26 protein-coding genes are annotated in these 26,947 nt (G+C 39.7%); 13 read left to right on the top strand and 13 right to left on the bottom strand.

Going from position 1 to position 26,947, the window contains the following annotated elements; genetic code table 11:
- The 8 genes from HP439_RS07205 to HP439_RS07170 form a co-directional block, all read left to right on the top strand.
- Nucleotides 1-485 (top strand): aspartate/ornithine carbamoyltransferase family protein (locus tag HP439_RS07205; protein WP_425501322.1); only part of this gene is annotated, 485 nt, incomplete at its 5' end.
- Between the two features lie 223 nt (nt 486-708).
- On the top strand, nt 709-3,738 hold the full coding sequence (locus HP439_RS07200) for a tetratricopeptide repeat protein (protein ID WP_172389663.1): 3,030 nt from the start codon (nt 709-711) through the stop codon (nt 3,736-3,738).
- 16 nt (nt 3,739-3,754) lie between these two features.
- Nucleotides 3,755-5,494 (top strand): porin family protein, encoded by a 1,740-nt coding sequence (locus HP439_RS07195; protein WP_172389662.1) that lies wholly within the window; start codon nt 3,755-3,757, stop codon nt 5,492-5,494.
- 41 nt (nt 5,495-5,535) lie between these two features.
- On the top strand, nt 5,536-6,579 hold the full coding sequence (locus tag HP439_RS07190) for an HU domain-containing protein (protein WP_172389661.1): 1,044 nt from the start codon (nt 5,536-5,538) through the stop codon (nt 6,577-6,579).
- A 38-nt stretch (nt 6,580-6,617) separates the two neighbouring features.
- On the top strand, nt 6,618-7,310 hold the full coding sequence (locus HP439_RS07185; RefSeq protein WP_425501323.1) for a MotA/TolQ/ExbB proton channel family protein: 693 nt from the start codon (nt 6,618-6,620) through the stop codon (nt 7,308-7,310).
- Between the two features lie 26 nt (nt 7,311-7,336).
- The gene (locus tag HP439_RS07180) at nt 7,337-7,744 is read left to right on the top strand and encodes an ExbD/TolR family protein (protein ID WP_172389659.1); all 408 of its coding nucleotides are present in this window, start codon (nt 7,337-7,339) and stop codon (nt 7,742-7,744) included.
- A gap of 65 nt (nt 7,745-7,809) precedes the next feature.
- Nucleotides 7,810-8,631, top strand: a complete 822-nt coding sequence (locus HP439_RS07175; RefSeq protein WP_172389665.1) for an energy transducer TonB — start codon at nt 7,810-7,812, stop codon at nt 8,629-8,631.
- A 94-nt stretch (nt 8,632-8,725) separates the two neighbouring features.
- A complete protein-coding gene (locus tag HP439_RS07170) occupies nt 8,726-10,018 on the top strand; it encodes a bifunctional folylpolyglutamate synthase/dihydrofolate synthase (RefSeq protein WP_343043519.1) in 1,293 nt (430 codons plus the stop codon).
- Nucleotides 10,019-10,095: 77 nt separating this feature from the next.
- Here the strand turns inward: HP439_RS07170 and HP439_RS07165 are convergent, their stop codons facing one another.
- The 11 genes from HP439_RS07165 to rplM all read right to left on the bottom strand — a co-directional run bounded on the left by HP439_RS07165 (nt 10,096) and on the right by rplM (nt 19,340).
- Nucleotides 10,096-10,839: an SDR family NAD(P)-dependent oxidoreductase gene (locus tag HP439_RS07165; RefSeq protein ID WP_172389658.1), complete on the bottom strand. Its 744-nt coding sequence runs from the start codon at nt 10,837-10,839 to the stop codon at nt 10,096-10,098.
- 120 nt (nt 10,840-10,959) lie between these two features.
- Nucleotides 10,960-11,571, bottom strand: coding sequence for an alpha-ketoglutarate-dependent dioxygenase AlkB family protein (locus tag HP439_RS07160; protein ID WP_172389657.1), 612 nt, complete (start codon nt 11,569-11,571; stop codon nt 10,960-10,962).
- The gene (locus tag HP439_RS07155; protein ID WP_172389656.1) at nt 11,558-12,421 is read right to left on the bottom strand and encodes a methylated-DNA--[protein]-cysteine S-methyltransferase; all 864 of its coding nucleotides are present in this window, start codon (nt 12,419-12,421) and stop codon (nt 11,558-11,560) included. Before HP439_RS07155 ends, HP439_RS07160 begins: the two co-directional genes overlap by 14 nt.
- A gap of 60 nt (nt 12,422-12,481) precedes the next feature.
- Nucleotides 12,482-13,576, bottom strand: a complete 1,095-nt coding sequence (locus HP439_RS07150; RefSeq protein ID WP_172389655.1) for an AI-2E family transporter — start codon at nt 13,574-13,576, stop codon at nt 12,482-12,484.
- A 65-nt stretch (nt 13,577-13,641) separates the two neighbouring features.
- Nucleotides 13,642-14,817 carry an energy transducer TonB gene (locus HP439_RS07145; RefSeq protein WP_172389654.1) on the bottom strand — a complete coding sequence of 392 codons (1,176 nt, stop codon included), beginning with the start codon at nt 14,815-14,817 and terminating at the stop codon, nt 13,642-13,644.
- On the bottom strand, nt 14,798-15,376 hold the full coding sequence (locus HP439_RS07140; RefSeq protein ID WP_172389653.1) for an RNA polymerase sigma factor: 579 nt from the start codon (nt 15,374-15,376) through the stop codon (nt 14,798-14,800). Before HP439_RS07140 ends, HP439_RS07145 begins: the two co-directional genes overlap by 20 nt.
- Nucleotides 15,377-15,416: 40 nt before the next feature.
- Nucleotides 15,417-16,496 carry an SGNH/GDSL hydrolase family protein gene (locus HP439_RS07135; RefSeq protein ID WP_172389652.1) on the bottom strand — a complete coding sequence of 360 codons (1,080 nt, stop codon included), beginning with the start codon at nt 16,494-16,496 and terminating at the stop codon, nt 15,417-15,419.
- A gap of 167 nt (nt 16,497-16,663) precedes the next feature.
- On the bottom strand, nt 16,664-17,500 hold the full coding sequence (gene tsf, locus HP439_RS07130) for a translation elongation factor Ts (protein ID WP_172389651.1): 837 nt from the start codon (nt 17,498-17,500) through the stop codon (nt 16,664-16,666).
- Between the two features lie 173 nt (nt 17,501-17,673).
- On the bottom strand, nt 17,674-18,480 hold the full coding sequence (gene rpsB, locus HP439_RS07125; RefSeq protein WP_172389650.1) for a 30S ribosomal protein S2: 807 nt from the start codon (nt 18,478-18,480) through the stop codon (nt 17,674-17,676).
- Between the two features lie 18 nt (nt 18,481-18,498).
- Nucleotides 18,499-18,885, bottom strand: coding sequence for a 30S ribosomal protein S9 (rpsI, locus tag HP439_RS07120; RefSeq protein ID WP_172389649.1), 387 nt, complete (start codon nt 18,883-18,885; stop codon nt 18,499-18,501).
- A gap of 11 nt (nt 18,886-18,896) precedes the next feature.
- Nucleotides 18,897-19,340: a 50S ribosomal protein L13 gene (rplM, locus tag HP439_RS07115; protein ID WP_086947328.1), complete on the bottom strand. Its 444-nt coding sequence runs from the start codon at nt 19,338-19,340 to the stop codon at nt 18,897-18,899.
- A 378-nt stretch (nt 19,341-19,718) separates the two neighbouring features.
- Between rplM and HP439_RS07110 the strand changes: the two genes are divergently transcribed.
- The 5 genes from HP439_RS07110 (at nt 19,719) to HP439_RS07090 (ending at nt 25,505) form a co-directional block, all read left to right on the top strand.
- A complete protein-coding gene (locus tag HP439_RS07110) occupies nt 19,719-21,428 on the top strand; it encodes a tetratricopeptide repeat protein (RefSeq protein ID WP_172389648.1) in 1,710 nt (569 codons plus the stop codon).
- A complete protein-coding gene (gene lolB1 / locus HP439_RS07105; protein WP_172389647.1) occupies nt 21,418-22,194 on the top strand; it encodes a lipoprotein insertase outer membrane protein LolB1 in 777 nt (258 codons plus the stop codon). The genes HP439_RS07110 and lolB1 overlap by 11 nt, the downstream gene beginning before the upstream one ends.
- A 98-nt stretch (nt 22,195-22,292) precedes the next feature.
- Complete coding sequence (locus HP439_RS07100; RefSeq protein ID WP_172389646.1) at nt 22,293-23,564, top strand: murein hydrolase activator EnvC family protein; 1,272 nt, start codon at nt 22,293-22,295, stop codon at nt 23,562-23,564.
- 76 nt (nt 23,565-23,640) lie between these two features.
- Nucleotides 23,641-23,844 carry a Sec-independent protein translocase subunit TatA/TatB gene (locus HP439_RS07095; RefSeq protein ID WP_172389645.1) on the top strand — a complete coding sequence of 68 codons (204 nt, stop codon included), beginning with the start codon at nt 23,641-23,643 and terminating at the stop codon, nt 23,842-23,844.
- A gap of 179 nt (nt 23,845-24,023) precedes the next feature.
- Nucleotides 24,024-25,505 (top strand): lytic transglycosylase domain-containing protein, encoded by a 1,482-nt coding sequence (locus HP439_RS07090; protein ID WP_172389644.1) that lies wholly within the window; start codon nt 24,024-24,026, stop codon nt 25,503-25,505.
- Nucleotides 25,506-25,527: 22 nt separating this feature from the next.
- Here HP439_RS07090 and HP439_RS07085 read toward each other — a convergent pair whose 3' ends face one another.
- Nucleotides 25,528-26,043 (bottom strand): phosphoribosyltransferase family protein, encoded by a 516-nt coding sequence (locus HP439_RS07085; RefSeq protein WP_172389643.1) that lies wholly within the window; start codon nt 26,041-26,043, stop codon nt 25,528-25,530.
- Nucleotides 26,044-26,154: 111 nt separating this feature from the next.
- Nucleotides 26,155-26,730 carry a C40 family peptidase gene (locus HP439_RS07080; RefSeq protein WP_172389642.1) on the bottom strand — a complete coding sequence of 192 codons (576 nt, stop codon included), beginning with the start codon at nt 26,728-26,730 and terminating at the stop codon, nt 26,155-26,157.
- Nucleotides 26,731-26,947 lie beyond the last annotated feature (217 nt).

Genomic DNA, 26,947 nt, shown 5'->3' with positions numbered 1-26,947 from the left:
TTCGTGAACGATTTGGAGATGTTGCAGGACGGAAAGTAGCAATTATCGGAGATATTTTACATTCTCGAGTTGCTCTATCAAATATTTTATGCCTTCAAAAGCAGGGTGCAGAGGTCATGGTGTGTGGGCCGACTACCTTGATTCCTAAATACATATCTTCCCTAGGAGTACGCGTAGAACATGATTTACGTAAAGCACTGAATTGGTGCGATGTGGCTAATATGCTCCGGATACAGTTAGAACGACAAGATATAGCATATTTTCCTTCTCTTAGAGAGTACACGATGCTTTATGGGGTGGATAAAAAAATCTTAGATAGCTTAGACAAAGAAATAACAATAATGCATCCAGGGCCGATAAACCGTGGCGTGGAAATTACAACAGATGTTGCGGATAGTAAGCATTCGATTATATTAGATCAGGTGGAAAATGGCGTGGCAGTCCGCATGGCTGTGCTATATCTTTTGGCTGGACAGAGGGGGTAGTCGTCGTTTTTACGAATAAAAAAAGAATAATGCCTGACTTTATAAAGTTAGGCACTTTTTTTGGTAAAATGTTCGTTATAATAGTCAGTTATCAACAGATGTTAAGAACTTTTGCGGAAAACGTAGTGCATTAGTCATAATTTAGTATCCTGAAGCTATGTGCCTTTATGGGAGCAGACTTCGTTTTTTAACACGATAATTTAGTTGTTGAATAATCATCAGTATGAATAAAAAAATTTATGGTGTAGGTGTGGCGTTGAGTTTTATGGCGTCAACGTCGTTTGCACAGCAAACGGCATGGCAGCAAATAAACAACGCATACAAATCAGGTATGGAGTTGTTTGAACGCGGGAAATATAGTTCGGCTGCCAAACAATTTGATAGGGTAGAAGAGATACGCACGAAATCTACTCTTCAGTTGGATGAAACCGAAGAACTTACTCTCGTTAAAGAAAATGTTCGATTTTATCAAGCAATTTGTGCACTTGAATTAGGTGATTCAAACGCAGAAACCCGCTTCTTAAAGTATATCAAGGATTATCCCGCTAGTGCAAATTCCAAAGCTGCCTATTTTCAGATTGGAAAATCATACTATGCAAAAAAGGATTATGCAAAAGCGATTGAATGGTTCCAGAAAATTGATAGTAAAAATTTAGCTGGGGCAGAGAATACCGAATATCGCTTTAAGTTAGGTTACGCCCAGTTTATGACAGGGGACTATAAATCAGCGAAACCCTTATTTGAGCGTCTAAAAGATGATAATGGACAATACCAAGAAGCTTCTATATATTATTATGCATATTTATGCTATTTAGACGCAGAGTATAAAACTGCATTGAACGAATTTGAACGCCTGAATGGCTCAAAGACCTATGAAAATAGTTACCCGTATTATATTACGGCGTTATACTTTCTAGATAAGCGTTACGATGATGTATTAGCGTATGCTTTGCCGATTCTAGATCGCACCAAACAAGAGAATGAGACGGAGCTTTTCCGCATTGTAGCGGCAACATATTTTATAAAAGGTGACTTACAGAAATCGAAAGATTATTACGATAAGTTCCAAGCACAGGACCAGGGTAAGACACAGAATAATCAGGATAGTTACCAAATTGGTTATATAGCATATAAATTAAAAGATTATCCAAAGGCTATACAGGAATTAGAAAAGCTGACTGAGCCAGATGCTTATTATCAGAGCGCAATGATCACCCTTGGCGATTCCTTTTTGAAGACTGGCAACAAGCAGAGTGCTCGTAACGCATTTTTTAGAGCTTCAAAGTTGGATTTTGATCCACAGTTAAAGGAAGAGGGCTTATTTAATTATGCGAAACTATCATACGAATTAGAGTTCCATCAAGTAGCCCTCGAATCTGTACAAGAATATTTAGATACTTATCCAAATTCAAAACGACAAGAGGAAGCGAAAACCCTACTCGCCGAAGTATTATTGAGTACGAAGAATTATCGTGCCGCCGTAGACATTCTTGAGGGGATAAAAAAACGCGGACGAGAAGCGAATGCTGCGTATCAAAAAGTGACTTATTATCGTGGATTGGAGTTTTATAACGAACGAGCTTTCGAAAATGCCATTTCGATGTTCATGCGCTCAGAGGCAAATCGTCACGACGAAGAAATCTACGCGCTAGCGCTATATTGGAAAGCGGAAGCGATGTATGAAGTCCGTAAATATGGGGAAGCTGTATCTAATTTCAATAAATTCATGCAACTACCGGCTGCCAGAAAAACGGACGTATACAGCTATGCCAACTATGCTTTAGCCTATGCGGCTTTTCGCCACGACCGTTATACAACAGCAGCAAATTATTTTGAACGTTTTCTAGCGACTGGTGGTAAGGAAGGAATAGAAATCAATACTCGTAACGATGCAGTTGCAAGACTTGCCGATTCGTATTTCGGAATGAAAAACTATGGTCGTGCCTTGACGTATTACAATCGCCTGATTAGTGAAAAGGCTCCGAGTCAAGACTATGCACTATTCCAACGTGGAATCATACAAGGGTTACAAGGAGATAACAACGGTAAGATCTCAATATTGAATTCGGTGGTTGCGCAGTTCCCTAAGTCAAACTATGCAGATGATGTAGCCTTCGAAGTGCCGTATACGTATTTCTTGATGGGAGATTACGACCAAGCAATTTCTGGACTGCAGAAAATGGTTGAAGCCTATCCTCGTAGTAGTTATGTTCCACGTGCTTTGGTGACGATTGGTCTGGTCCAATATAATAAAGACGACAACGATGCCGCATTGGCGACTTTCCAAAGTGTAGTAGATCGGTATGCAACGACCGACGAAGCGAAGCAATCGATGCGTTCTATTGAAAATATTTATTTAGATAAAGGAGACGCTACAGGGTACATTCGTTACGCAACGAGTACCAATATCGGTGACCTTACCAATGCTGAGCAGGATGGACACACCTTTAGCGTTGCTAAAACATTGTTTGATAGAGGAAATTATCAGGGCTCTGTAGAGGCGGTAAATGCCTATTTTGATAAATTTCCGAAACCAATCCACGAGAAGCATGCTCGATTCATTCGGGGAGAAAGCTACGCACAACTAGGTATGGACGATGAGGCATTACATGATTTTAATATTATCATGAACGACTGGACGAGTGCCTATACTGAGCAAACCTTGATCAGCGTCGCTCGTTTACATTTGAAAAAGAAAGCTTACAATGAGGCTGTACAGGTGTTGCGTAAACTCGAATTGACTTCCGAGTATAAGGCCAACTACGGTTTTGCGATTAACAATCTACTAGTGAGCTTTTATAATATTGGTGACCATGTAGAAACGCAGAACTACGCCAAATTGGTTCGAGAATATGAAAAATCTTCAGAAGAGGATATTGCTTTGGCACATCTTTATTCAGGAAAGGCTTTTCAAGCAACCAATAAAGAAGCTGACGCTACGAAAGAGTTCAATCTAGCAGCATTAAAGAGTAATACTGTGACTGGCGCGGAAGCTCGTTATCGAGTTGGTGAACTTCAATTAAAAGCTAAGCAGTATGATAAGGCAATTGAATCTGCCATGGATATCTCCAATACTTTTTCGTCTTATGATTACTGGGTCGCGAAAGGCTTTATTGTTATGGCTGATGCGTATTTAGGGAAGGGAGATAAATTCCAAGCGAAATCTACATTGGAGAGTGTGATTGATAATTATGAAAACCAAGAGGATGATGTGCTTAAAGAAGCGAAATCTCGTTTGGAAAAATTGAAATAACAAGAATTAGGATAGAATGATGAAATTGCATAAAACAGTTTTTAAAAGTTACGCAATAGTAGCGTTGTTTATGGGGTTAGGAGTTGAGGCCTACGCGCAGCAAACAGATCCAGAACCCGAAAAACCTGTGACTATCGATTCTTTTGATGTCGTTCGTGATTATAGGCCACTTCTAGCGGATGCAGTGAAGATACGCCGGAGCCCAGATATGACTAATAAGCGTAGTTATATGCCCAAACTTTCTTATGGTAATATAACCGATAGAAAGCTCGATATAAATACCGGATTAAAGGAACTGAATGTCAAAGAGACACCATTTACGACAACTTCAGACCCAACGAGCAATTACGTGAAGTTCGGTTTAGGGAATTTTAATACGATACTTGGTGAGGGTTATTTTGCATATGACGCATATGAAGATATGCGGGTTGGAGGTTTTATAAAACACCTTAGTCAAAAAGGAAGTCTGGAGGCACAAAAGTTTTCAAAGCAAGAGGTCGGCGTTTTTGGGCGACGTATTTTATCTCAGTTTACGGTGGATGGAGTGATTGGTTACAACCGATATGCTACAAACTTCTATGGGATACCATTTGCAGATGACGGCGAAACTCCGCTGAATCCAACACCGGAGAAACAGGCTTTTAACGATATTTATTTCACAGGAGAACTGACAAGTAATTATGATCCTGAAAATGAGAATGCGACGAGCTATTCGGCAAAGGTTGATGCGTATTCTTTCGGGGATAAATATGATGCGAAGGAAACTTCAGTTGCATTGTCTGCTTACCTAAACAAAAGGGTACGTGCTTTTAATATAGGAGCAAATGTTGCTGTAGATATTAACAATGTACAAGGAACAAATGCTCTTGGGGGAAATACAACAAAGAATTCTTTTGCGACTTTAAACCCATATATTCGATTCAAGGGCGATAATTATGCTGTTACCCTCGGGGCTAATTTTGTTCCGGAGTTTGGAGACAGCTCTAGCTTTAATATTTTTCCGTCGGCGGAGGTTGATTTTGCGCTCGCTCCGGAGTATTTCCATATTTTCGGGGGTGTAAACGGTGGTATTAATAAGGCTTCTTATCGTGATTTTGCTCGAGAAAATCCATTTTTAGGTCCAAACTTGGCGATACAGAATACTATTGAAAGAATTAACTTCTACGGTGGTATTAAGGGGAATGCTGGAGCAACATTCGGCTATAAGGTGAAGGCAATTTATCGTCAACTAGAAGGTATGCCTTTATATGTAAATAATGCAGGAACACCTTTCCGTTTCGATTTGGTTTATGACGGTAATGGCGATGAAGCTGTAAAACACGTTGGTATAGAAGGTGAAATTAATGTAAGGCTGTCTGAAATTGTTAACTTGGGTGGACGTTTGAACATTGATCAATACACAATGGCCCAGCAAGAGGAGGCCTGGCATCTTCCGAAGCTACGTTTAGCGGCGAATGCAAGATTCAATATTTCTGAAAAGTTATATATCGACGCTGAGGCATTGTTTCATGGCGTAACTTACGCAAAGGACTGGGACGATTACGATCCGCAAAATGCGATGGGCAATCCGCCCACGTTTAGTAGAGCAGAAATTCCCTCTTTTGTGGACGTGAGTGCGGGTGCAGAGTACAAAGCAACCAAGCAATTAGGGTTGTTTGTAAAAGCGAATAATTTGTTCAATAACGAATACCAAACGTATCTGTACTATCCTAAATTAGGATTTAATATTATAGGTGGTTTAAATTTTTCATTTTAAGCACAGAAGATTTTAACTTTGCAGTTACTTAAAGAATTGGGATGAACTTAGGGAAGAACGTTTATAATTTGTTAAAAAGACAGTCTGAAGTCTACGTCAGTGGTTTGGGGACCTTTAAGAGGAACCATACGCCATCGACGTTCGATGAAAAGAGAAACGTTTATCTTCCCCCCATAGACTACATTGATTTTGAAAGTAATAGCGATACAGGCTATGATTTTATAAGTTACATCCAACAATTGGATGAAATCGAAAGATCTGATGCCCAAAAGGTAGTTCAAGAAACTGTGCAGGATCTTTTAAATAATGTAAGGGATCAGGGGCAAGTCAAGCTTGATGACTTAGGCTACCTGGTTAGTTATGGCGAAGGTTATGTGTTTAAGGCCCTTGACCTTTCGGGCTTTAACTATGAGCCTGTAGAGGCATTGGAATCCCCGGTAGCTGAACAGGAACAAATTCTAGTGCAGGAAGAAAGTCAAGCGGATGTGGAATCAAACGCAGAGACTGTTGAACAGCTGTCCGCTACAGAAACGGCCGATAACCAGGGAGGAGCAGATAATGAATATAGTACGACGGAGGTCGAAGAAGCATACGTTGAAAAATCGTCAAATAATACGATTTGGTATGTTTTAATCGCTGTAGCTGCCCTAGGAGTTCTAGCTGTTTTATACTTTAGAAATACGCAGACATCCGGCGTTTCTTCTAGTAAGGATAGTCTGATAAATACCACTGCGCGTTCGAATAGTGAACCAGTAGAAGACACCGTGGATAAGATTACGGTTATAGATACAGCGAAACAAGTTGATACTGCAGAAACTCATGCAAACGCTGTATTGGTCCCAGCTAGCCACACTTGGCAGATCGTTATTGGTTCGCACCGAACCTTAGCACAGGCTTATGAGCAAGCAGAATCATATAATAAAGCGGGATACCCGAAAGTACGAGTGGTGCCGAGTAACCTAGCAAAAAATAGGAAAAAAGTAATTTGGGATTCCTATGAAACCAAAGCGCAGCTTGATTCCGCGTTAATGTTCGTGCAGAAGCATATTATTAAAGATGCTTGGCCAGATAAGATTAATAGATAATAAAATTTAAAAAAACACGAAATAAGACTATGGCATTTATGCAAGAAAATTTAACGGTGGATTCATTGAGTGCGGTTCAGCAACAGGCGATTGATTTAGCGCCGGTACAAGACAATTTAAGCTTAATTGAAATGTTGATGCGGGGAGGTTGGATCATGATTCCAATCGTTTTCCTTTTATTCTTGGGATTGGTAATATTTTTTGAGCGTTACCTTACCATTCGTAAGGCCTCTAAATCAGATTCTGGTCTGTTATCACAAATAAAAAGTAATGTGATGTCAGGTCGGCTGGATGCAGCTATCGCAGTTTGTCGTTCAAATAACTCGGCCTTGTCTCGTATGTTACAAAAAGGACTCGCGCGTGTTGGTCGTCCCATTAAAGACATTGAGGGAGCAATTGAGAACGCAGGAAAATTAGAGGTTTCTAAATTAGAAAAAAACATAAATATATTAGGTATTGTTGCAGGTATCGCACCGATGCTTGGTTTCGTAGGAACAATCTTTGGTGTAATTCAAATTTTCCGTGAAGTGGAGATTGCTGGAGGTATTGATATAGGTACTGTTTCAGGCGGGCTTTATGTGAAGATGATTGCTTCAGCAAGTGGCTTGACAGTTGGTATCTTAGCATATATCGGATATCATATTCTTAATATGATGGTTGAGCGATTAATTTTACGCATGGAAACTGATGCGGTTGAATTTATCGATCTGTTGGATGAGCCTGGAATTTAGTAGTGGACCTTTAGGATTAAAATTCGATGAATTTAAGAAATAGACGACATAAGCCCAGCGCAGAGGTACATACATCTGCACTTAACGACATTATGTTCTTCCTAATGTTGTTTTTCCTGCTGGCTTCCGCTGTAGCCAACCCGCAAGTTGTGAAACTGTTGCTACCCAAATCGAGTGCTGGCGAACAGTCCGTCGCTAAAAAGACGATCACTGTTTCAATTACTTCCGATTTGATGTATCATTTCGATAAACAGGCTGTAAGTCTGGAACAAATGGAGCCACTAATACAATCACAAATTGTGAATGGAGAAGAACTTACAATCATGCTTTACGCTGACAGTAGCGTTCCTATTCAAAATGTTATTTCGGTTATGGACATCGCTAACAGAAATAAGGTTAAGCTGGTATTAGCTACAGAGCCGGCAAAAGATTAATTAACCCTTGCAGGAACAACAATTTACGTAGTTTTAAAGTAGAGGTAAAAAAGTAGATTATGAGCATGTATTATCAATCGCAAGAGGAAAACAATATGCCCAAGGCATTAGGGCTATCAACAGCGGTAATGGCAGCGCTCGTGCTAATAGGTTTTTTGGTGGTATTTAACAGTGATATTCCGCAATATGGTATGGGCGGTATCATCGTTAATTACGGTACCGCTGAAGAGGGCATGGGGGACGATTATATGAGTGTAGATGAGCCTTCAATGGACGAACAGGCAAATAATGTAAGGCCAGATAAAATAGATCCGGAAACAACTCCGACGCCTACGCCGGCACAACAAGTGGCGGACAAAGTTGTCGCAACACAAGATATTGAAGAGGCGCCCGCAGTACCTAAAAATGAAAAGCCTGTAAAAGCGAACGCTCCGGTGGCTACAGCGGAAAAAAAGGATGCTAAACCTGCCGTAAATCCTAATGCGCTCTACAAGGGAAAGAAAAATAATTCGACAGGAACAGGAGACGGTACAGGGTCTGTAGCAGGAAATCAAGGTAGTAACTTGGGAGATCCGTTAGCGAGTAACTATGGCGAGGGCGGATCAGGTGATGGTAACATGATGCTTTCCATAGCAAATAGACGTTTTGAGGTTCCACCAAAAATTGATGATGATGGTCAGCAAGCTGGTCGAGTGGCTGTAGAGTTTAAGGTAAATAAAAGCGGTGTAATCACATACGCGCGAGCTGGTGTTAAGGGGACGACCATTTCAAGTCGTTCGCTTATGGAGAAATGCGAACGCGCCGTTATGGGAGCTCGTTTGAATCAGCTACCTAATGCTCCTAGCTCACAAACAGGAGTAATTGTTTTTAACTTTAAATTGCGCTAAGTCTTACCTTAGTGATTATACTATTCGATAAAAACGGTGTTTCGACGTTCTGCTGACGTAGCTACACCGTTTTTCAGTTTATACACGCTCTTTCATGATGGAAACCTTCGAGGAAGTTATCGATTATCTTTATGCACGCTTACCTATGTTTACCCGCGATGGCGCCAGTGCTTTTAAAAAAGACATAGGAAATATTTCCCAATTTTGCGAAGCGCTCGGTAAACCGCAAGATCGTTTCCAATCTATACACGTCGCTGGAACCAATGGTAAAGGATCAACGTCACATAGCTTAGCTTCAATATTCTCAAGTGCTGGATTCAAAACGGGTTTGTATACATCGCCACATTTGGTAGATTTTCGAGAGCGTGTACGCATTGATGGAACAATGATTCCTAAGAAAAATGTAATTGATTTTGTTAATCAGCATCGGTCTTTGATCGAATCTATAAAACCCTCATTCTTTGAAGTGACAGTAGCGCTTGCTTTCGATTATTTCGCGGAACAGAATGTTGATTACGCAATCATTGAAGTTGGACTTGGGGGACGGCTGGATAGCACAAATATCATCACACCGAAACTTTCGGTTATCACGAACATCGGCATGGACCATATGAATATGCTAGGTGATACGCTAGCGGAGATCGCTTATGAGAAGGCTGGTATCATCAAGCCGGGGGTTCCTGTTGTAGTTTCAGAAAAGGACGAGAAGATTGCCCATGTTTTCGAAAAAAAGGCGGCAGAGTTGGGCGCTCCACTTCGTTTTGCTTCTGACGAGTTACACGTGAAATCTTTTAAACTTACTGAGGATGGGCAAACTTTAGAGGTTCAAGACAATTCCGGAAATGTTTCATTCTGGGAAATGGAATTAACGGGGCTTTATCAACAAAAAAATTTACTAGGAATTCTCGCGGCCGTAGACCAATTACGTAAACAGGGAATTAAGATTTCGAGCGACGACGTCCGCAGTGGTCTTGCTAATGTCATTGAGAACACGGGAATACAAGGACGTTGGCAAAAACTAGGAATGAATCCGTTGATAATATGTGACACAGGGCATAACGAAGACGGGATTCGGGAAGTAGTGAGGAATTTAGGTGCTACTTCTTACAAAACGTTACATTTCATAGTCGGTGTAATGCGAGACAAGGATTTGAGTCATATGCTCCCGCAGTTACCAAAGGACGCAATTTATTATTTTTGTAGTCCCGATATACCGAGAGCGATGCCGTCGGACGAATTAATGCGACAAGCCGCTGTATACAATCTAAAAGGCAACTTCTATAGTTCAGTGAAAGAAGCTTTCCGCTGCGCTAAACTTTCTGCCCATAAGGAGGATATGGTCTTTATCGGTGGAAGTAATTTTGTAGTAGCAGAGGTATTGACGTAGAGCTATTTTAGACTAACGCTACGTCAATACCTGTTTGTAAATTACGCCCGCCAACCACAGTTGGATTGACGCTCATTTTATTTTGCCAGATATCCTCCATCAATTGGATAATACCCTCCTGTCGCAAAGGAAGATTTTTCGGAAGCAAGCCACAATGCAAGTTCAGCAACTTCTTGTGGTTTCCCCAGTCGCTGAAGCGCGTGTTGCGACGCTAGATCTTTTTGGACTTGATCATCCAGTTCTTTGTCAATCAATGGCGTTACGATGAATCCAGGACCGATTGCGTTGATTCTCACGTTACGCTCTCCATATTCCCATGCTGCAGACTTTGTTAAACCCACAATGCCATGTTTAGCAGCGGCATATGCTGAAGAGTTGGCGAAACCAACTTGACCTAAAATAGACGCCATATTGACTATTGACCCACCAACTTTTTCAATTTCGGGTAATTGGTAGTGCATACCGTAAAATACACCGTTAAGATTGATATCGATCACTTTGTTCCATGATTCAATAGGGTAATCACCTACGTCATTGGAAGCTCCACTAATTCCAGCGTTGTTTACGGCTATGTGTAGCGCGCCAAAATTTTCAATTGCTGCGTCGACGATTTTTTGATTGTCTTCTGGCGAAGCAATATCCGCTTTGATGAATACGACGTTGCCTACAGTATTTCCTTCTAATATCACACGACCGGCGTTTTCGTCTAAGTCTGCGACAACAACTTTTGCACCTTCTTGTAAAAAGATCTCAACAATTGCTTTTCCGATGCCCGATGCTCCACCGGTGACGATCGCTACTTTATTTTCTAATACGCTCATAATAATTCATTTTTATTAATCTACGAAAAATAAAATAACAAAGATGGACTTTAGCGACGCCCGTTGGACAATGTGATGGTCAACTTACAAATTGCTGTATCCTTGACAATACTCTGATAATCAATTATTTTCTATCATTCGAAAAGTTAAGTTTATACGGGGCTGGTTAACTTTTGTTGTCGGCGGTAGCCGGTGTAACCAGTGATCTTGTGTGGTTCCTTTCATTAATAAGAGGCTCCCGTGTTCTAGCACTAGGTATACAGTCTCTTTGGTATTCTTATGTTTAAAGCCGAACCTGCGTTGCGCACCCAAGGTGATTGATGCTATTACGCCATGCTTTTTCAAATCTTTTTCACCGTCACTATGCCAAGCCATTCCTTCAGAGCCCTCATGATAAAGATTACATAAACATGAATTATATACCTCTTGCGAAACTGTCTCCACAATTTCTTTGATTCTAAGGAGCGTAGGATGCCAATGTAGCGCTGTTTTCTGTATTCCCGAGTATGTGTATTGATATGGGCGATCTCCGTACCATGCGACCTTTCTTTTAGTAAATATATGTTTACCAAAGATGACAGCCTCATCAGGAGCCCATTCTAATTGCGTGAGCAATGTTTGGAAATAGTCATCCGCCATTTGTGTGCTGAAGATCGGACCATGGTAATTTACTTGTCCATCGTAGGGTAATAAATTTTGGTCCCTGTTAGGTAGATCGTTAAATAGCGTCATTGCGTGTTTCGGTTATTATCATACTCTCCCATAGTATTAATGCGGATTTCCGCGTTAAACCCCATCGGTAACCTCCAAGAAGACCGCTGGACTGTATAACCCGATGGCAGGGAATTAAAAATGCGATGGGGTTAGTACCAATCGCCGTTCCGACCGCCCGTGAAGCTTTATCGTTTTGAATTTCGAAAGCGATTTTTTGATACGTGGTCAATTTACCCATCGGTATTTTTAATAATGCCTCCCATACTTTCAATTGAAATGCTGTTCCTCTTAAATGAAGCTTTATCGTTTTCAAATTATCCCAATCGCCTGCAAAAAATTCCAGAACCGGTAGATGAGATGGGTCGGTTTTCTCTTGAATCGATGCATTAGAATAATTTTTGTAAAGTGAAGATAAAGGATCCTCATCGGGATTTTCGAAAGCCACCATACAGATACCTTTATCAGTTGAGGCAATCAATGCATAACCGAACTGGGTAGGATAAAACGAGTAACTGATGTGTAACCCTTTGCCTGCTAATTTATACTCGGCGGGGCTCATACCTTCAATATTTAAGAATAGATCGTGAAGCCTGCTAGTGCTGGATAGTCCCGTATGATAGGTCGCTTCAAATAGGCTCGATTGCTGTTCTTTAAGAAGCTTTTTTGCGTGCTGGAGACTGATGTATTGTAGAAATTTTTTTGGGCTTGTACCGGCCCAATCTTGGAATATACGCTGAAAATGAGTAGGACTCACATGTACATGACCTGCAATGTCTTCGAGCGTCGGCTGCTTTTGAAAATGTAATTTAACATATTCTATTGCAGAGGCTATTCGGTTATAATTTAAGATATTTTGTTGCTTTTCCATACCCAAAGTTCCGTTATCCCAGTAAATATAACAATCCGATTCTTGCTGAAATATTCGGATTTAGCTTGATGAATTGTCTCGATCAGGGGTGGGATTTGGAGGGCCTTCCGGATGTTCCAATACATTGCGAACGATACCTTTTCCATACTCATTACTATATATCTTTATCAGCAAACCAATGGAAGAAAGTATTAACGGTCCAAAAATTAGCCCAAGCATACCAAACAGATTAAGTCCTAATAATACTCCGAAGACGGTAATCATTGGTGGTACATTCCCAATTGTTTTAAGGATAGTGAATCGTAAGATATTATCGATTCCCCCGACAAGTAATAAACAATAAATAAATAGTCCAATTGCGTTGGCCGTATCGCCGGTTGCTAAAGTGATGATAGAAACCGGAGTATAAATTGTCATTGTACCCAATATTGGGACGACAGAGGATATGCCGGTGAGTAGTCCTAAAAGCACGAAATTGTCAATACCGAATATCCAATAGCCTATCATTGCGACAACTCCTTGACAGAAACCTAAGATAGGTATACCAATAGCATTCGAACGTATCATTAAATTAACTTCGTCCCATATTTCGCGTTTGCTATCTCTGCTGAATGGGATTGATTTATATAACGTCGTTTCCATTCTTTTGGAGTGGATCTGCATAAAAAATAAAACGAAGAATGTGACAATAATGTTAACCATAACTTCAGCCACGGAGTTAATGATATTCGGTACATAACGGGTAGATCGTTGTAAAAAGTTTAGTAGCGCTGAGTCAGACATGTCGATATCCTTTAAAAGAGGTTTATCGCTCATGAATGTTTTTAGCGCATTAAATTTGGCGATTATCTCCGCCTTATTGCCAAGGAATTCATTAATTTGAGGTACGAGATAATCGATTAAGGCCCAGAAAGGTAATACGATAAACACGATGGAAAGCAAAATGTATAAGATGCTTGTTAGTATTTTGTTCCATCTTCTTTCTTCGGTCAATTTGATGTAAGATTTACGAAACAGTATATAGAGCGTGACAGCACCGAGGAATCCCGGGAGGTAGTAAATAAGATTTTTGAAAACTAAAATGCAAATCAGTATAATGATGATGATTAGCATCACCTGATTAATCGAATTATTGTTAATTTGTTTGTATTTCATTTGTCCACACTAATCATTAGCAAAATAAGGAATTTGTGCCGGTAAAAAAATAAGTGTGAACGATTTTAATTATTAAATTCGATTTTAAACTTCACGTTATTGTTCTTGCGGCCCGGTATCCACCTGGGACCTTGTTTGACTATCGTAATAGCGTGATTTGACAAAGTCGGGGAGCTTGTTTCAATAATACGAATGTTTTCGGGTTTTCCATTACTATTAATATCCACCGAGACGGTTACAGATCCATTTTGCCCTTCATATTCTCCAGTCGCTTTTTTTAGATAATTTCGGTAAGAAGTCCATCCGATGATAGGTTCGGACCGTTTGGGAAGGGGAGCCTTGGTGACCACCACTTCATCTAGCTGGTTGTCTTCCGGCAGTTTTTTAAGGGCTGTATCGTGTCCTTGTCGTATGGTTGTGGTGGAAGACATTACCTGTGCATTACGAAATGGTGAATCTTGATCTATTGCATACCGGGAAGAAATAGACGGTTGATCGCTCGTATATCCGTAGATATTATTTTCTAATGTATCCGTCACGTGGGATTTCCGAGCATTCATACGTGCATTTGCAGCGATAGCACTTTCTTTATTTGTATGAATTTCAATTATTGGCAAATGACTTGTTTCATGATTTAATGTAGCAAGTCGCTTGGTTTTGTTGTCACTTAATGGATTTAAGCTGTCATCTTTGATTCCAGGTACTGTGCCATTGATTGTTATTCGCGGTAAATCTTTAATGTCTTTTTTTTCCGTTTTTTGTTGCGTAGAATTTCTCTTCTTAGAAATATTGGTTTGTGCTATGCGAGGCGGCTCTTCAGGTTTTTCTTTAGTGTCTTCCTGTTGTACTGTTGAACGTCCAATACTGTCAACTTCAGGACCGAGCTCGGAGGGGAAGCGGGGACTTTCGCTGAGATAGTTTTCCGTATATTTTTCTTTCTGGTAAGAAAAGAAGTAATAGCCTATTCCAAAAACAAACAAAATTGAAGCGGCAACGGAGATCGGTATCAGGGAGCGTATTTTTTTTCCGGATTTTTTTTGGTTACGACTATGAATGCGGTTTATAATTTCCTCACGATTGAATGTTTGTCCCGCCGATTCATCTGCCTCAATACCTAGGATAAGATCCATAAGCATTTCGTCCTCATGTGAAGCACGTTCTAATACATACATTTCCTTATCGGACAACTCTCCCTTGACGTATTTACGAATATGGGCTATGTCAAATCGTCGATTTTCCATTTTTATCCATACATATTTTTAAATTCCTTTTTCCATTTTGGATAAAGCTTTTTACTTCTTTAGGATTATACCCAGTCGCTGCAGTGATGTCTTTGTAACATTTTTCTTTCAGAAAAAAAAGTTCTACACTATTTCTTTGCTTCTCAGGAAGTTTACTTATGCAATCCTCTAACAGTGTTAATATTTCTTCCCGTTGCTGATACGTTTCCTCTGGATGCACTATTGAAGTAAATTCCATAAAATCAGACATAGGAATTTCTTTATTATTTTTGACCGATCGCAGTGCCATTAAGCAGTGGTTCTTGCTCACAACGTATAGCCATTTTGGAAAATCTTTAATTTCCTGTTTATTTACCTTGGTGATAAGTAATTCAAAAATCTGCATCACGGCATCTTTGCTTCTTTCCACATCTTTAAAGTAACGCAGGCAAACATAATAGACCATCTCGCTATGTTTAGCAAAAAGTTCACCAAGTACGTTCAAATCACCTTCTTTATGAAAACTTTTTAAAAGTTGATCATCATCATTTTGCTGCCCGGAAGAGTCTGATAGCCTCATATATGATTGGAAATTAGCATTTTTCTGCTTTATATGCTACTTATATGTTTTTTAGGACTTCTTTAATTTTCGATTCTATAATTTCGACCATGCGCGCAAAGCCAACATCTGTAGGATGCGTACCGTCTACGGTTCCCTCCGTGTCGTGGCCTATTAAATCATTGGAAGGGATGTAATAAAGGTTTTCTTCTCCGCTATTAAGGAGTTTGTCATACTCTTTTTTGAAATTACCATTCTGATCCTGTAATCTTTTTTTCCACTTTAGGTTATAGTTTCCGATCTGTCTAGAGATACTCTCAATCATTAGTATGGGGGTGCTCGGGTGTTTTTTTCGTAATTCTTTAACGAAAGTAAATGTACGTTCCGCGACCTGTTCAGGCGTGCTGTTAGGCACACAGTCCATTATGATTAGGTCAATGTCTTGAATATCGTTGATCATTTGCGCTAATGGCAGTTCCATCTTAGCATTTCCACTAACACCAAGATTGATCACCTCGACGTTTAGGCGACGACTTAATTGGGAAGGGTATGCCAATCCTGGACGGCTTGCCGAAGCACCATGGACGATACTAGAACCATAAATGACGATTTTCGTGTTGTATTTCTGATCTGTAGGCACAAAGGAAGCTTGCTCATCGAGCCGTAAATCGAAGGAGTTTAACTCTTTGTATAAAGGGAAATAAAGGAGAAATTCTTTTTCGCTATTATCCATCTCTTCTACGATTGTAAATGAACTTGATGGCTTCGTAAGATCAGGACGTGCAACACCAGCGAAGTGCCAGCCGTCATTTTCTTTGACGTAAAGATCGAAGCCTCTGGACATGATCGGAGTAGAGTTGTTTCCTAATTTTGCGTCGGCAGTAGTCCAGTCTATTGCTACCGTTTCAGTATTACTTCGGAAGGTAGTGTACATCCCTGGAGAGTTGGTTAGCAGTCTTTTTACGGCCTTAGGCAAATTGCCGTACTTTGCAGTATCCACTCGATGAAATTTGGGGCTGTTATCGAATGCTCTCCCTTGGATTGTCAATTGTTTTGATGAGATGATTTGTTGAGCAGGTAGATCAGAAACGAAACTACACATTAAGCATATTAATATGTTGTAAATAGTTGTTTTTTTCATTTTGATAATCTCGGTTTTTCAAATGTAGTAAAACTATCTTAAATGTGACTATAAGTGAAGGATGAACTACGGCTCGCGGCCAGATAATAACAAAAGCCTCGTCCAATTGGATGAGGCTTTTAAAACGAACTTTAAATCCGTAATATCTGCAATAGTGCAAAGTTAAACTACGCGCCTAATTGGATACGTTTGAAAGTTTTAACCGTCAGACCTTTAGATACTGAATCTAAGAACTGCGCGATGCTTTTAGATGAATCTTTCACAAATTCTTGGTTCAACAAAGTAGTGTCTTTGAAGAATTTGTTTAATTTCCCTTGTGCAATTTTTTCTGCCATTTCAGCAGGTTTACCTTCTGCTATGATTTGCTCTTTCGCAATAGCGATCTCGCGGTCGATTGTGTTTTGGTCAATACCATCTTTATCGATTGCTATAGGGTTCATAGCAGCGATTTGCATTGCAACATCTTTACCGGCATCATCAGCACCATCAACGTCTGCTGAAAGGCCTACTAATACACCTAAACGGTAGTTACCATGGATATAAGCAATAACTTTTTCACCTGAAACAACCTCAAATTTTGAGATGTCGATTTTCTCGCCGATAACTCCAGTTTGCTCGATTAGAGTGTCAGCAATCACTTTACCATCAAGTGTTAGTGCTTTAAGAGCATCCAAGGACGCTGGTTTTTCGTTCAATGCTACTTCTGCGATTTTTTCAGCGAAGGCTACGAAATCAGAATTTTTGGCCACGAAGTCAGTTTCACAGTTCACCTCTACGACGATACCTGATTTGCCATCGGCTGCTGCCTTAGCAATGATTACACCTTCGTTGGAGTCACGGTCTTGACGGCTAGCAGCTACTTTAGCTCCTTTTTTACGTAAGTAGTCAACAGCGGCTTCGAAGTCACCGTTAGCTTCAACTAACGCTTTTTTACAATCCATCATACCAGCGCCAGTTTGTTGACGCAATTTGTTTACATCTGATGCAGAAATTTGTACTGACATGTTTTTATTTCTTTTTTTAATTTACAATCTAAAAAACCTAATCCAGACCATATTGTTTGTGGAATAAGATTAAGCTTTTGTTAAATAGCAAAAAACCGGATAAGGCATTTGTAGACCCATGAAGAAATACTTCAAGAAGACTAACACATGCTTATCCGGTTTAATACAGAATATTATTCTCCGTCTTTTGCTTTGCGAGGACGTTTTCCTGCGTTAGCTTCAGTCGCTTCAGGAGTGTCTACTGCAACTTTCTCAGCTACAGCTTCTTTCTCAGCTTCTTCTTCTTTATCGCGTTTACGTTCTTCTAAGCCTTCTTGAATTGCTTTTCCAATGATTCCCGCGATCAAGCTAATAGACTTTGTAGCGTCATCGTTAGCAGGGATAGGGAAATCGATATTTGAAGGGTCAGAGTTTGTATCTACCATTGCAAAAGTAGGGATGCTCAATTTAAGTGCTTCAGCCACAGCGATGTGTTCTTTTTTAACATCAATGATGAATAAAGCAGCCGGTAAGCGGTTTAGGTCAGCGATACCTCCTAAAAGGTTCTCTAACTTGATACGCTCACGTTGGATCATCAATTTTTCTTTTTTAGATAATACATCGAAAGTACCGTCTTTTTGCATTTTGTCGATGTTCGACATTTTTTTGATAGACTTACGTACTGTTGCAAAGTTTGTAAGCATACCACCTAACCATCTTTCAGTTACGAAAGGCATGTTTACATCTTTCGCTTGTTGAGCGATGATTTCTTTTGCTTGTTTTTTCGTTGCTACGAATAATACTTTACGACCTGATTTTACGATTTGTTTGATAGCTGAAGCAGCTTCTTCTAATTTCGTAAGAGTTTTATTCAAGTCGATGATGTGGATACCGTTACGTTCCATGAAAATGTACTTCGACATTTTCGGATCCCATTTACGTGTAAGGTGACCAAAGTGCACACCTGCATCCAATAATTCTTGATAAGTTGTTCTTGCCATTTTTTGATCCTCCTTTGATTAACGTTTACTGAATTGGAATCTTCTACGTGCTTTGCGGCGTCCTGGTTTCTTACGCTCAACCATACGGTCATCGCGAGTCATTAGTCCTTTTGCACGTAAAGCCGGTTTTACTTCTGGGTCAAGTTCTACTAAAGCTTTAGCAATTGCTAAACGCACCGCCTCAGCTTGTCCTTTGACACCACCACCATGAACGTTAACTTTCACATCAAAATTTCCAGCTGCACCAGCTACTTCAGTTGATTGAGTAACAATGTATTGCAATGGCAATGTTGGGAAATATTCTTTATAATCTTTACCATTTACGGTAATGTTTCCGTCACCAGCAGTTAAGTAAATGCGGGCAACAGCGGTTTTTCTTCTACCTGAAGTGTTTGTTGTTGACATGTTTGCTCTCCTTAAAATTTAACTGATTTTGGATTTTGTGCTTCATGCTTATGCTCTGTTCCAGCATACACATAAAGGTTTTTGAATAATTGACGTCCTAAACGGTTTTTAGGAAGCATACCACGAACAGCTTTCTCAACGATGCGTTCAGGGTGTTTAGCCAACAATTCTTTAGGAGAAACAAAACGCTGACCACCTGGGTAGCCAGTGTAACGAACGTAGACTTTATCGCCTAGTTTGTTTCCTGTTAGTTTAATCTTGTCTGCGTTGATAACAATAACGTTATCACCACAGTCTACGTGTGGGGTGAATGTAGGCTTGTGCTTTCCACGAATTACTTTCGCAATTTTGCTTGCCAAGCGCCCCAAAATCTCTCCTTCAGCGTCAACAACAATCCACTCTTTGTTAACGGTGTTCTTGTTGGCAGAGACAGTTTTGTAACTTAACGTATTCACTTGCTTTTATTTAATTAATTAATAAATCTTTTTATCCTCTTGTAATCACTACAATTAGGTTTGCAAAGGTACGTTAATATATTCTAATAAAAAAAATGTATTTTACTTTTATTGAATGGGTTCGGACTGCTGGATGGGGGCAGACAAAGCGCTATACCGGATCGACGTTTTTTAAGCGTGATTTTAGAATTTTCTAATCCAGATGCAAAGTAACGAGTTTAGTGGGAATAACGAATTTTAACATGTTTTAAGAGTATTTACCTAAAGTTTTGCTTTTTTTTGTCATCTTTATATATCATGGTCTAAGGTGGCGGGTGCTACTTTTATTAAAATGGATTTTGGCTTTGATGGTTAATTATAGGACGGAATAGAATTAGAATGTATAAAAAAATAGTTTGGATAGGAGCTTGTGTGATTGCGAGTCTGGGGACATTGTCTCAGAGTTACGCACAACAAGTAGATGTTGGGGATAAACCTTATAAACAAGAATTGGTAGCAGTAGAAGGGTTTCTTCGTGTTGGAAATTTGGAGGGAGCAATCCAGACACTTGACAGGGTGATAGCGAAATATCCGGAAGCAGCAGAAGTCTATTACGCAAAAGCACTCTTATTTGGGCAGGCCCGTAATTTTGACGTTGCGGTTCCTTTGGCACAACAAGCATTTCAGCTTGAACCTTCAAATTTAATGTTTGCTAATTACCTCGTGGAGTTGCACAAAAGTCAAGGAGAGTTTAGTAAGGCAATTGAAGTTTTAGATAAAGTTATTGCGTCTAATCCGGAAAAGGTGTCGATATACCGTGAGAAGGTTATGCTTCAGCATGCCAATAAGCAATCCGAAGATGCACTGGCGACATATGAAGTCACTACAAAACGTTTCGGAACGTCGGATACCTTGGACGTCATTAAAGCGGAAATCTTAGTTGATCTCGATCGTAAAGTTGAAGCTGAACAATTGTTAACGCCCTGGTTAAAGGAAAAGTCGACCGTTCGTCAAATATATAGTACATTGGGTTATATATATTTAGCTAACGACGATTGGAAAAAGTCTATCCAGGTACTTGAGGATGGAGTAGCTAATAGTAAAGATAACCTTTTATATCTTGATATTGCGAATGCTTATGTAGCAGGCGGTAAAGATATTCAGGCGTTTGAATCTATCAAAAAAGCTTTTGAAGCGGACGACGTAAATTATCTAGATAAACATCGGGTAATGTATACGATCTTAAACGGAACCACTAAGTTCGAATTGGAACAGATGCAAGATCTTGCTAATATCTTGGTATTGAAACATCCTCGGGTTGCCGACAGCCATGTGGCGAAAGGTGACGTTTTATGGCGAAGAGGTAATTTGCAAGAAGCGAGATCATTGTTCTTAACGGCCGTTGGCATCAACAAAAATCATGTTGATGCATGGCGTATGTTAATAAACGTAGAGTTGGGGCTGAATGAACCCGACCAAGCAATAGCGCATGGATTTGAAGCTCTCGAAGCAAATCCAAATAATCCGTTACTTCTTTATTTTACAGGATTGTCGTATATGGTTAAAGACGATACCGATAATGCGCGTAAGATGATGGAGTCGGCATTGGATAACAGTGGGAAAGAAAATCACTACTTACAGTCCCTAATATATGCTGGTTTAGGGGATCTTTATCATAAACTCAAAATGGCCGATGTATCGGATGTTGCCTATGAAGAAGCAATTAAATTGGACAGCACAAATGCTACAGCAATGAATAACTATGCGTATTATCTGTCCGAACGGAACGAGAAATTAGATCTTGCTGAAAAACTTTCTAAAGAATCTAATACGCTTGATCCTGCTTCCAGCACTTTTCAAGATACATATGCGTGGATACTTTTCAAACAGCAGAAGTATACGGAGGCTATAAAATGGATGGAGAAAGCGATGGGTGCAGGTGAACCTAACGCAGTTTTATATGAGCATTACGGCGATATTCTTTCAAAAACGGGTCGTACCAAAGATGCGCTCAAGCAATGGGAGAAAGCGCTTTCGATGAGCGAAGGAAGTGGCATCGATGTGGAAAAATTGAAAACGAAAATAGCAACCAGGGCGTATGTGGAATAGATTTATGTGGTTAATGGCGGTGGTCGGCTTGTTTGCCAGCTGTAAGACCCGACAAAAAATAAACATGCCAGATAAAGTTGAATCTAATGTAGCTTCGGCGAATGCGGAGAGTATTCGCAGCTTCGAACTGAACAATTTAGATTTTCACACTTTTTCTGGACGAGCGAAGACAAAGATTCAGATGAACAAACAAGAACGAGATGTGACGCTAAATATACGGATCGATCGGGATAAAGCAATTTGGATTTCTGTAACGGCTATTTTAGGGGTTGAGGCGGCGCGCGTATTAATCACACCGGACAGCGTGAAAATTATAAATCGTTTACAAGGTGAGTATATCAGCAAACCGTTTAGTTACGTTTATAATTATGTGAACCCGGGTGTAACATTTACTACACTTCAGGATTTGTTGTTGGCTAACGTTTCGTCGTCACTTTTGCGTACGGATAATGTGCAAGTAGCAAGTGCGCAAGATGAGTTTATAGTTATTGGAATTAAAGACCAGCTTTCTTTTCAATATAGAATAAATAAAGAAAATAGGCCATTCAACTTTATCCTACAAGAAGTCGGAGGAACCTCGAATTTAGAGGCTTATTATGGTAATTACGCGACAACCGGTGGTTATAATTTCCCACAGAATATTGCGTTAGATATTGTAGGAGAGAATATGTCTATCAATGCAAAACTGGATTTTAGTCGAGTAAATTTTAATGCACCGGTCGAATTACCTTTTACGGTTTCTGAGAGATATAAAGTCATAAATTAGAGCGATTAATTAGAAAAAGTATAAAATAATTGGCTGTATAACATGTATATTCTACTTTTGTAAGCTAAATTTAACCGATATATAGAGAGAAACGGTTCATGAACGTAAAAAAAATATTAGTTAGCTTCTTTATAGTTTGTAGTCTAGGAATTGGGCTGTTGTCAGCGCAGAGCAGTGCGGAACTAAAAAAGCAACGTGAAAAGATAGATGTTGAAATCGCGGAATTAACAAAAGTATTAAGAGCTAAAACCGCCGAGAAGTTGCTTTCTCAAAAGGAGGTCAATGCGCTTAGTAGGCAGCTGGATTTACGCGAGGACAAGATAAAAACCATAAATTCCGAGTTACGTATCATAAATAATAATATTCAAAAGAATGTTAAAATAGTTGATAATTTAAAGGCTGAACTTGAAAAAATGCGCGATGACTATGAAAAGATGATCCTTTTCGCATTTCGCAATAAGAATGGTTATAATAAATTAATGTTTGTGTTTGCGTCAAAAGATTTTAATCAAGCATTCAAACGGGTGAAATATCTTCAGCAGTTTAGTGATGCACGTAAAATAAAGGTTGCTGAAATCGAAGCTACGCGCAAGGAAATAGAATTGAAGATTGCGCAACTTGAGCGAGATCGTCAAATGCAACATAAGCTATTGAAAGAGCAGGAGCAAGAGAAGGCTACAATAGCTAAGGATAGAGCAGCACACGCCAAGGAACTTAGTCAACTTCGTAAAGAAGAATCAAGCTATCAAGGACAGTTAACGAAGAAGCAACAAGAGAAGCGAAAAATCGATGCGATGATTAAACAAGCAATTCGTCGCGAAATTGAGGCAGAGCGTAGGCGGGCCGAGGAGGCGCGTCGAAAAGCAGCGGAGGAAGAAGCCAAACGTACGGGTAAAACGGTCGCTGAAGTTGAGAAAGTGACCCCGCGTAAGTCAGATAGTGAAATATTACGTTCGACACCTGCGGCGGCGAAACTCTCCGCGGATTTTAAATCAAATCGAGGGCGGTTACCATGGCCAGTTGCGCAAGGACAGATTGTTCGTAACTTCGGATTTGAAAAAGTGGAAAGAAATGTGCAACTCGATCATCCGGATGTGGCTATTCGAACTTCGACGAACGGGGCGGTCAAAGCTGTATTTGACGGTGTGGCGGTGCAGGTCTTTGGTAGTTTTGTTGTAATCAACCACGGTGAATACTACACGTCGTATTCGAACTTGAAAAGCGTGTCCGTGAGTAAAGGACAAAAAGTTTCTAGAGGCCAGCAAATTGGTACCGCCGACGCGGATCCAGATGCAGGATATTCGGTAGTGAATTTTGGAGTTTATCAGGGTCAAACGGCAATGAATCCGAATTCTTGGCTAGCAAAATAGTTACAGGGATTTCTTAAATTTAATTATATATTTGTAAAACGTTGATAATGAAAGCAACGTTAAGATTTTAAAAACTATGTACACATCGGGATTATTATTTATCGGGACACAGGAGATTATTATCATAGTGGTTTTGGTTTTGTTACTATTCGGAGGTAAAAAAATTCCAGAATTAATGCGGGGCTTAGGTCGTGGAGTTAAGGAATTTAAAGATGGTCAACGCGAAGATGGTTCGAAAAGCGAAGAAGAGCCTAATAAAAACAATACACAAAATCCATAGTAAAATATATTTCTGAAAACATACTAGAGAGCTTTATGTGATTTTCGCATAAAACTCTCTAGTTTTTTTATGTAGTTTGTCGATCTCGACATACTAAGTTCGAAGTTCTTACGTTTTACTACTATTGCAATACATTAGTATCATACCTAAAACGTGTATTTTTCATAAAATCAAATCCTATGATAAAACGATATTTATGGGCGCTCACTTTTTGTGCCTGTAGTATTCTAACCCATGTTCGTGCTCAAGATATGGATGCTTCGGCATTGATAAGTGACGAACTTGTATTTCATAATATTGCGTCAATCCAACGAAATGCTATCTTTTCAGGGATTGATACGCTCAAAACACTATCCTTCACCGGACCTTTGCGGACCCAAGAAGATTCTGTTATTTACAGTCGCCTCCGGAAAATTCAGCGTAGCGTACCTTTAGCGTATAATGAAAAAATTAAATCATACATAGAAACCTATAGTTCGAGAAACTATAATCCGTATTTGGCTAAATTAGATGGACTCTCACAATATTATTTCCCGATTTACGAGAAGATCTTTAAAGAGGCTGGGGTGCCCGAAGAAATGAAGTATCTCTCGGTGATTGAATCCTCGCTTAATCCTCATTTGGTGTCTCGTGCAGGCGCGGTGGGCTTATGGCAATTTATGTATGCTACAGCCAAAGAGTATGATTTGACAATAAATAATACAATTGATGAGCGAAAAGATCCTTATGCCGCAGGTTATGCCGCTAGCCGTTATTTTAAAGAGGCGTATAGTGAGTTTGGAGATTGGCTGCTGGTGCTTGCCTCGTATAATTGTGGAAAAGGGGGGGTGCGACGAGCAATTAAACGATCTGGCCTCAGCAATCCGGACTTTTGGCAGCTGTCACCCTACCTGCCTGCGGAGACCCGGAATTACGTTCCGAAATTTATCGCCATGACGTATGTTTTGAAGCATGCTAATGAGTATGGTATAGAAACTATACCGTCAAACTTTACTTGGATACCTAAACCCATAATAGTTGAACAAAACGTAGATCTCAATCAAGTCGCTCGTGCAGTTGACCTACCGTTGGAAACGTTAAAAGAATTTAATCCTGCTATAAAGAAAGAAACAGTTGTTGCTTCTTCTGCGAACCCGGCTCGGATTATTGTTCCGGAAACCTCTCATTTGAATGATAGTTTACTTTATGCAGCGTTGAATAATCAGCTCAATGTTGAACCTCAGCAACAACAGCTGCTTGCTTCTGCTAAAATTGTCCCGCAAGAAGGATCTAGAAATCGAGTGAACGTATTGCATGTCGTTAAGAAGGGAGAAACATTGTCGTCATTGGCTAATGCCTTCCTTGTTACGGTTCAAGATTTAAAAGCATGGAACGGATTGGTGAACAATAGTACGATTGAAGGACGTGAATTAATTGTCAATAAAACTTCCGAAGCTGAAACTTCTAAACGTTTAGCCGCGGTGACGAAAGTTAAAGATACGCCCGATAGAAAGAAGTCCAAACTTTCCTACGTGACGCATACAGTTCGTAAAGGAGAAACATTATCGCATATCTCCAATCGTTATAAAGGTAGCACTGTCAGGAAAATAAAGACGGATAACAGTCTAAATAATAGTAAGCTACGTGTCGGACAAAAGCTGAAAATTCGTAAAGTAAGTTAATTGACCACTACCACAACTTCGATTAAGCGAGCCAAGCGGAATCGTCTTTATTATCGTACTCTTGCAATTCGACCTCAACGTTTTCTTTTAAGATAGTTGATAGCTTTATCCCGTAGTAGTCGCTGAAAATTGGGAAATGGTGATGCGAACGGTCTATCAATACGGCTGTACGCATTTTTTTTAACGGTACGTCAATAAACATACCTAAGGCATATGCAAGTGTACGCCCGCTATTCAGTACATCGTCGACAACGACGATAACCTTGTCTTTAGCAATCTCGATTGGTAAATCTGTTGATGCATCTAAGCTTCTCTTGTTTTTTGCGATCACGACTTTTAATAGCTCGAAACTTTTATTTGGTGCGATCTCTTGGAGGATTTTCTGTAATCTTTGAGCAAAGACGTATCCTCGGTCTGCGATACCAGCAAGTACTAGGGTTTTTTCCTCAAAGTTATCCTCTAAAATTTGGTAGGCGATGCGGATCGATTTCTGTTGAATCTGATTTTTATCTAAAATAAGTGTTCTTTTTATCGACATATTATTCTCTTGATTGCTGCTGGTAAAAATAATAATTCTTTATGAACTAAATAGGCTTAAAGCAAAAAAGGTCTGAAACTGCTTTCAGACCTTTTAAAAATATTTTTTATGTTAATTTAAGTTTTCATTTTTATCGTCGGAATCGATATTTGCTGTCATGGTTTTTGATTCTTCTGGTCTACCACCTTGATAATAGTAGCGTTTCCAGTAAGCCTCATCAAGATTACTTACCATCACCCCTCGACTGGAGGATGCATGTGCAAACTTGCCATCGCCAAGGTAAATCCCAACATGGGTAATTTGTCTACTGCGAATTTTAAAAAATACTAAATCTCCTGATTGAAGGTCTTTCTTGCGAATCGGGGTTACATTGGCGTATTGATTACGACTATTGTAGCCTATTGTCGTGTTGAAAACATTTTCATAAACAGCCAAGGAAAATTTTGAACAGTCGATGCCTCGTTTTGAATCACCGCCTAGACGATAAGGTGTTCCCAACCATTCATACACGAACTGGTAAAGTTTTGTATTAGCCATTGTTGTTGTGGCTACACCCATGATTTGTGAAAAATATTCTTTTGCTAGGTTGTCGGGATCGGAATCGGTAGATTTTTTGGTTGTTTGTGCCTGCGACACTAGACATAAGCCTATGAAGAGCATTCCTGCTACTAGTTTCTTTGTATTCATTATGTTCGCTTAATTTACAACGTTTTACTCAGTTGCCGTTTATGTATCACATAGACTGAAGCAAATCTAATACATAATGTCCCATATTCCAAACAACGACGCCAGTTTTTAAACCTAAATTAACAGATTTTAACACTTTTCTCGTATTGCTTTACGATAACGGAAAGAAAAGTTGTTGTAGAGGATGTGCTACAAACGTGAAATCCACTTTTATTAA

Origin of the sequence: Sphingobacterium shayense (assembly GCF_013179575.1) — a bacterium.
Taxonomy (GTDB): domain Bacteria; phylum Bacteroidota; class Bacteroidia; order Sphingobacteriales; family Sphingobacteriaceae; genus Sphingobacterium; species Sphingobacterium shayense.
This window is presented reverse-complemented; position numbering and strand designations above follow the sequence as displayed.

Coding starts and splice junctions, on each gene's coding strand:
- tsf (WP_172389651.1), bottom strand. CDS start 17,500: ATGTCAGTACAAATTTCTGCATCAGATGTAAACAAATTGCGTCAACAA.
- rpsB (WP_172389650.1), bottom strand. CDS start 18,480: ATGGCAAGAACAACTTATCAAGAATTATTGGATGCAGGTGTGCACTTT.
- HP439_RS07085 (WP_172389643.1), bottom strand. CDS start 26,043: ATGTCGATAAAAAGAACACTTATTTTAGATAAAAATCAGATTCAACAG.
- HP439_RS07160 (WP_172389657.1), bottom strand. CDS start 11,571: ATGACGCTATTTAACGATCTACCTAACAGGGACCAAAATTTATTACCC.
- rpsI (WP_172389649.1), bottom strand. CDS start 18,885: ATGTCAACAACAAACACTTCAGGTAGAAGAAAAACCGCTGTTGCCCGC.
- HP439_RS07175 (WP_172389665.1), top strand. CDS start 7,810: ATGTATTATCAATCGCAAGAGGAAAACAATATGCCCAAGGCATTAGGG.
- HP439_RS07180 (WP_172389659.1), top strand. CDS start 7,337: ATGAATTTAAGAAATAGACGACATAAGCCCAGCGCAGAGGTACATACA.
- HP439_RS07185 (WP_425501323.1), top strand. CDS start 6,618: ATGCAAGAAAATTTAACGGTGGATTCATTGAGTGCGGTTCAGCAACAG.
- HP439_RS07195 (WP_172389662.1), top strand. CDS start 3,755: ATGATGAAATTGCATAAAACAGTTTTTAAAAGTTACGCAATAGTAGCG.
- HP439_RS07090 (WP_172389644.1), top strand. CDS start 24,024: ATGATAAAACGATATTTATGGGCGCTCACTTTTTGTGCCTGTAGTATT.
- HP439_RS07100 (WP_172389646.1), top strand. CDS start 22,293: ATGAACGTAAAAAAAATATTAGTTAGCTTCTTTATAGTTTGTAGTCTA.
- HP439_RS07155 (WP_172389656.1), bottom strand. CDS start 12,421: ATGGAAAAGCAACAAAATATCTTAAATTATAACCGAATAGCCTCTGCA.
- lolB1 (WP_172389647.1), top strand. CDS start 21,418: ATGTGGAATAGATTTATGTGGTTAATGGCGGTGGTCGGCTTGTTTGCC.
- HP439_RS07135 (WP_172389652.1), bottom strand. CDS start 16,496: ATGAAAAAAACAACTATTTACAACATATTAATATGCTTAATGTGTAGT.
- HP439_RS07095 (WP_172389645.1), top strand. CDS start 23,641: ATGTACACATCGGGATTATTATTTATCGGGACACAGGAGATTATTATC.
- HP439_RS07080 (WP_172389642.1), bottom strand. CDS start 26,730: ATGAATACAAAGAAACTAGTAGCAGGAATGCTCTTCATAGGCTTATGT.
- HP439_RS07190 (WP_172389661.1), top strand. CDS start 5,536: ATGAACTTAGGGAAGAACGTTTATAATTTGTTAAAAAGACAGTCTGAA.
- HP439_RS07140 (WP_172389653.1), bottom strand. CDS start 15,376: ATGAGGCTATCAGACTCTTCCGGGCAGCAAAATGATGATGATCAACTT.
- HP439_RS07110 (WP_172389648.1), top strand. CDS start 19,719: ATGTATAAAAAAATAGTTTGGATAGGAGCTTGTGTGATTGCGAGTCTG.
- HP439_RS07145 (WP_172389654.1), bottom strand. CDS start 14,817: ATGGAAAATCGACGATTTGACATAGCCCATATTCGTAAATACGTCAAG.
- HP439_RS07170 (WP_343043519.1), top strand. CDS start 8,726: ATGATGGAAACCTTCGAGGAAGTTATCGATTATCTTTATGCACGCTTA.
- HP439_RS07165 (WP_172389658.1), bottom strand. CDS start 10,839: ATGAGCGTATTAGAAAATAAAGTAGCGATCGTCACCGGTGGAGCATCG.
- HP439_RS07200 (WP_172389663.1), top strand. CDS start 709: ATGAATAAAAAAATTTATGGTGTAGGTGTGGCGTTGAGTTTTATGGCG.
- HP439_RS07150 (WP_172389655.1), bottom strand. CDS start 13,576: ATGAAATACAAACAAATTAACAATAATTCGATTAATCAGGTGATGCTA.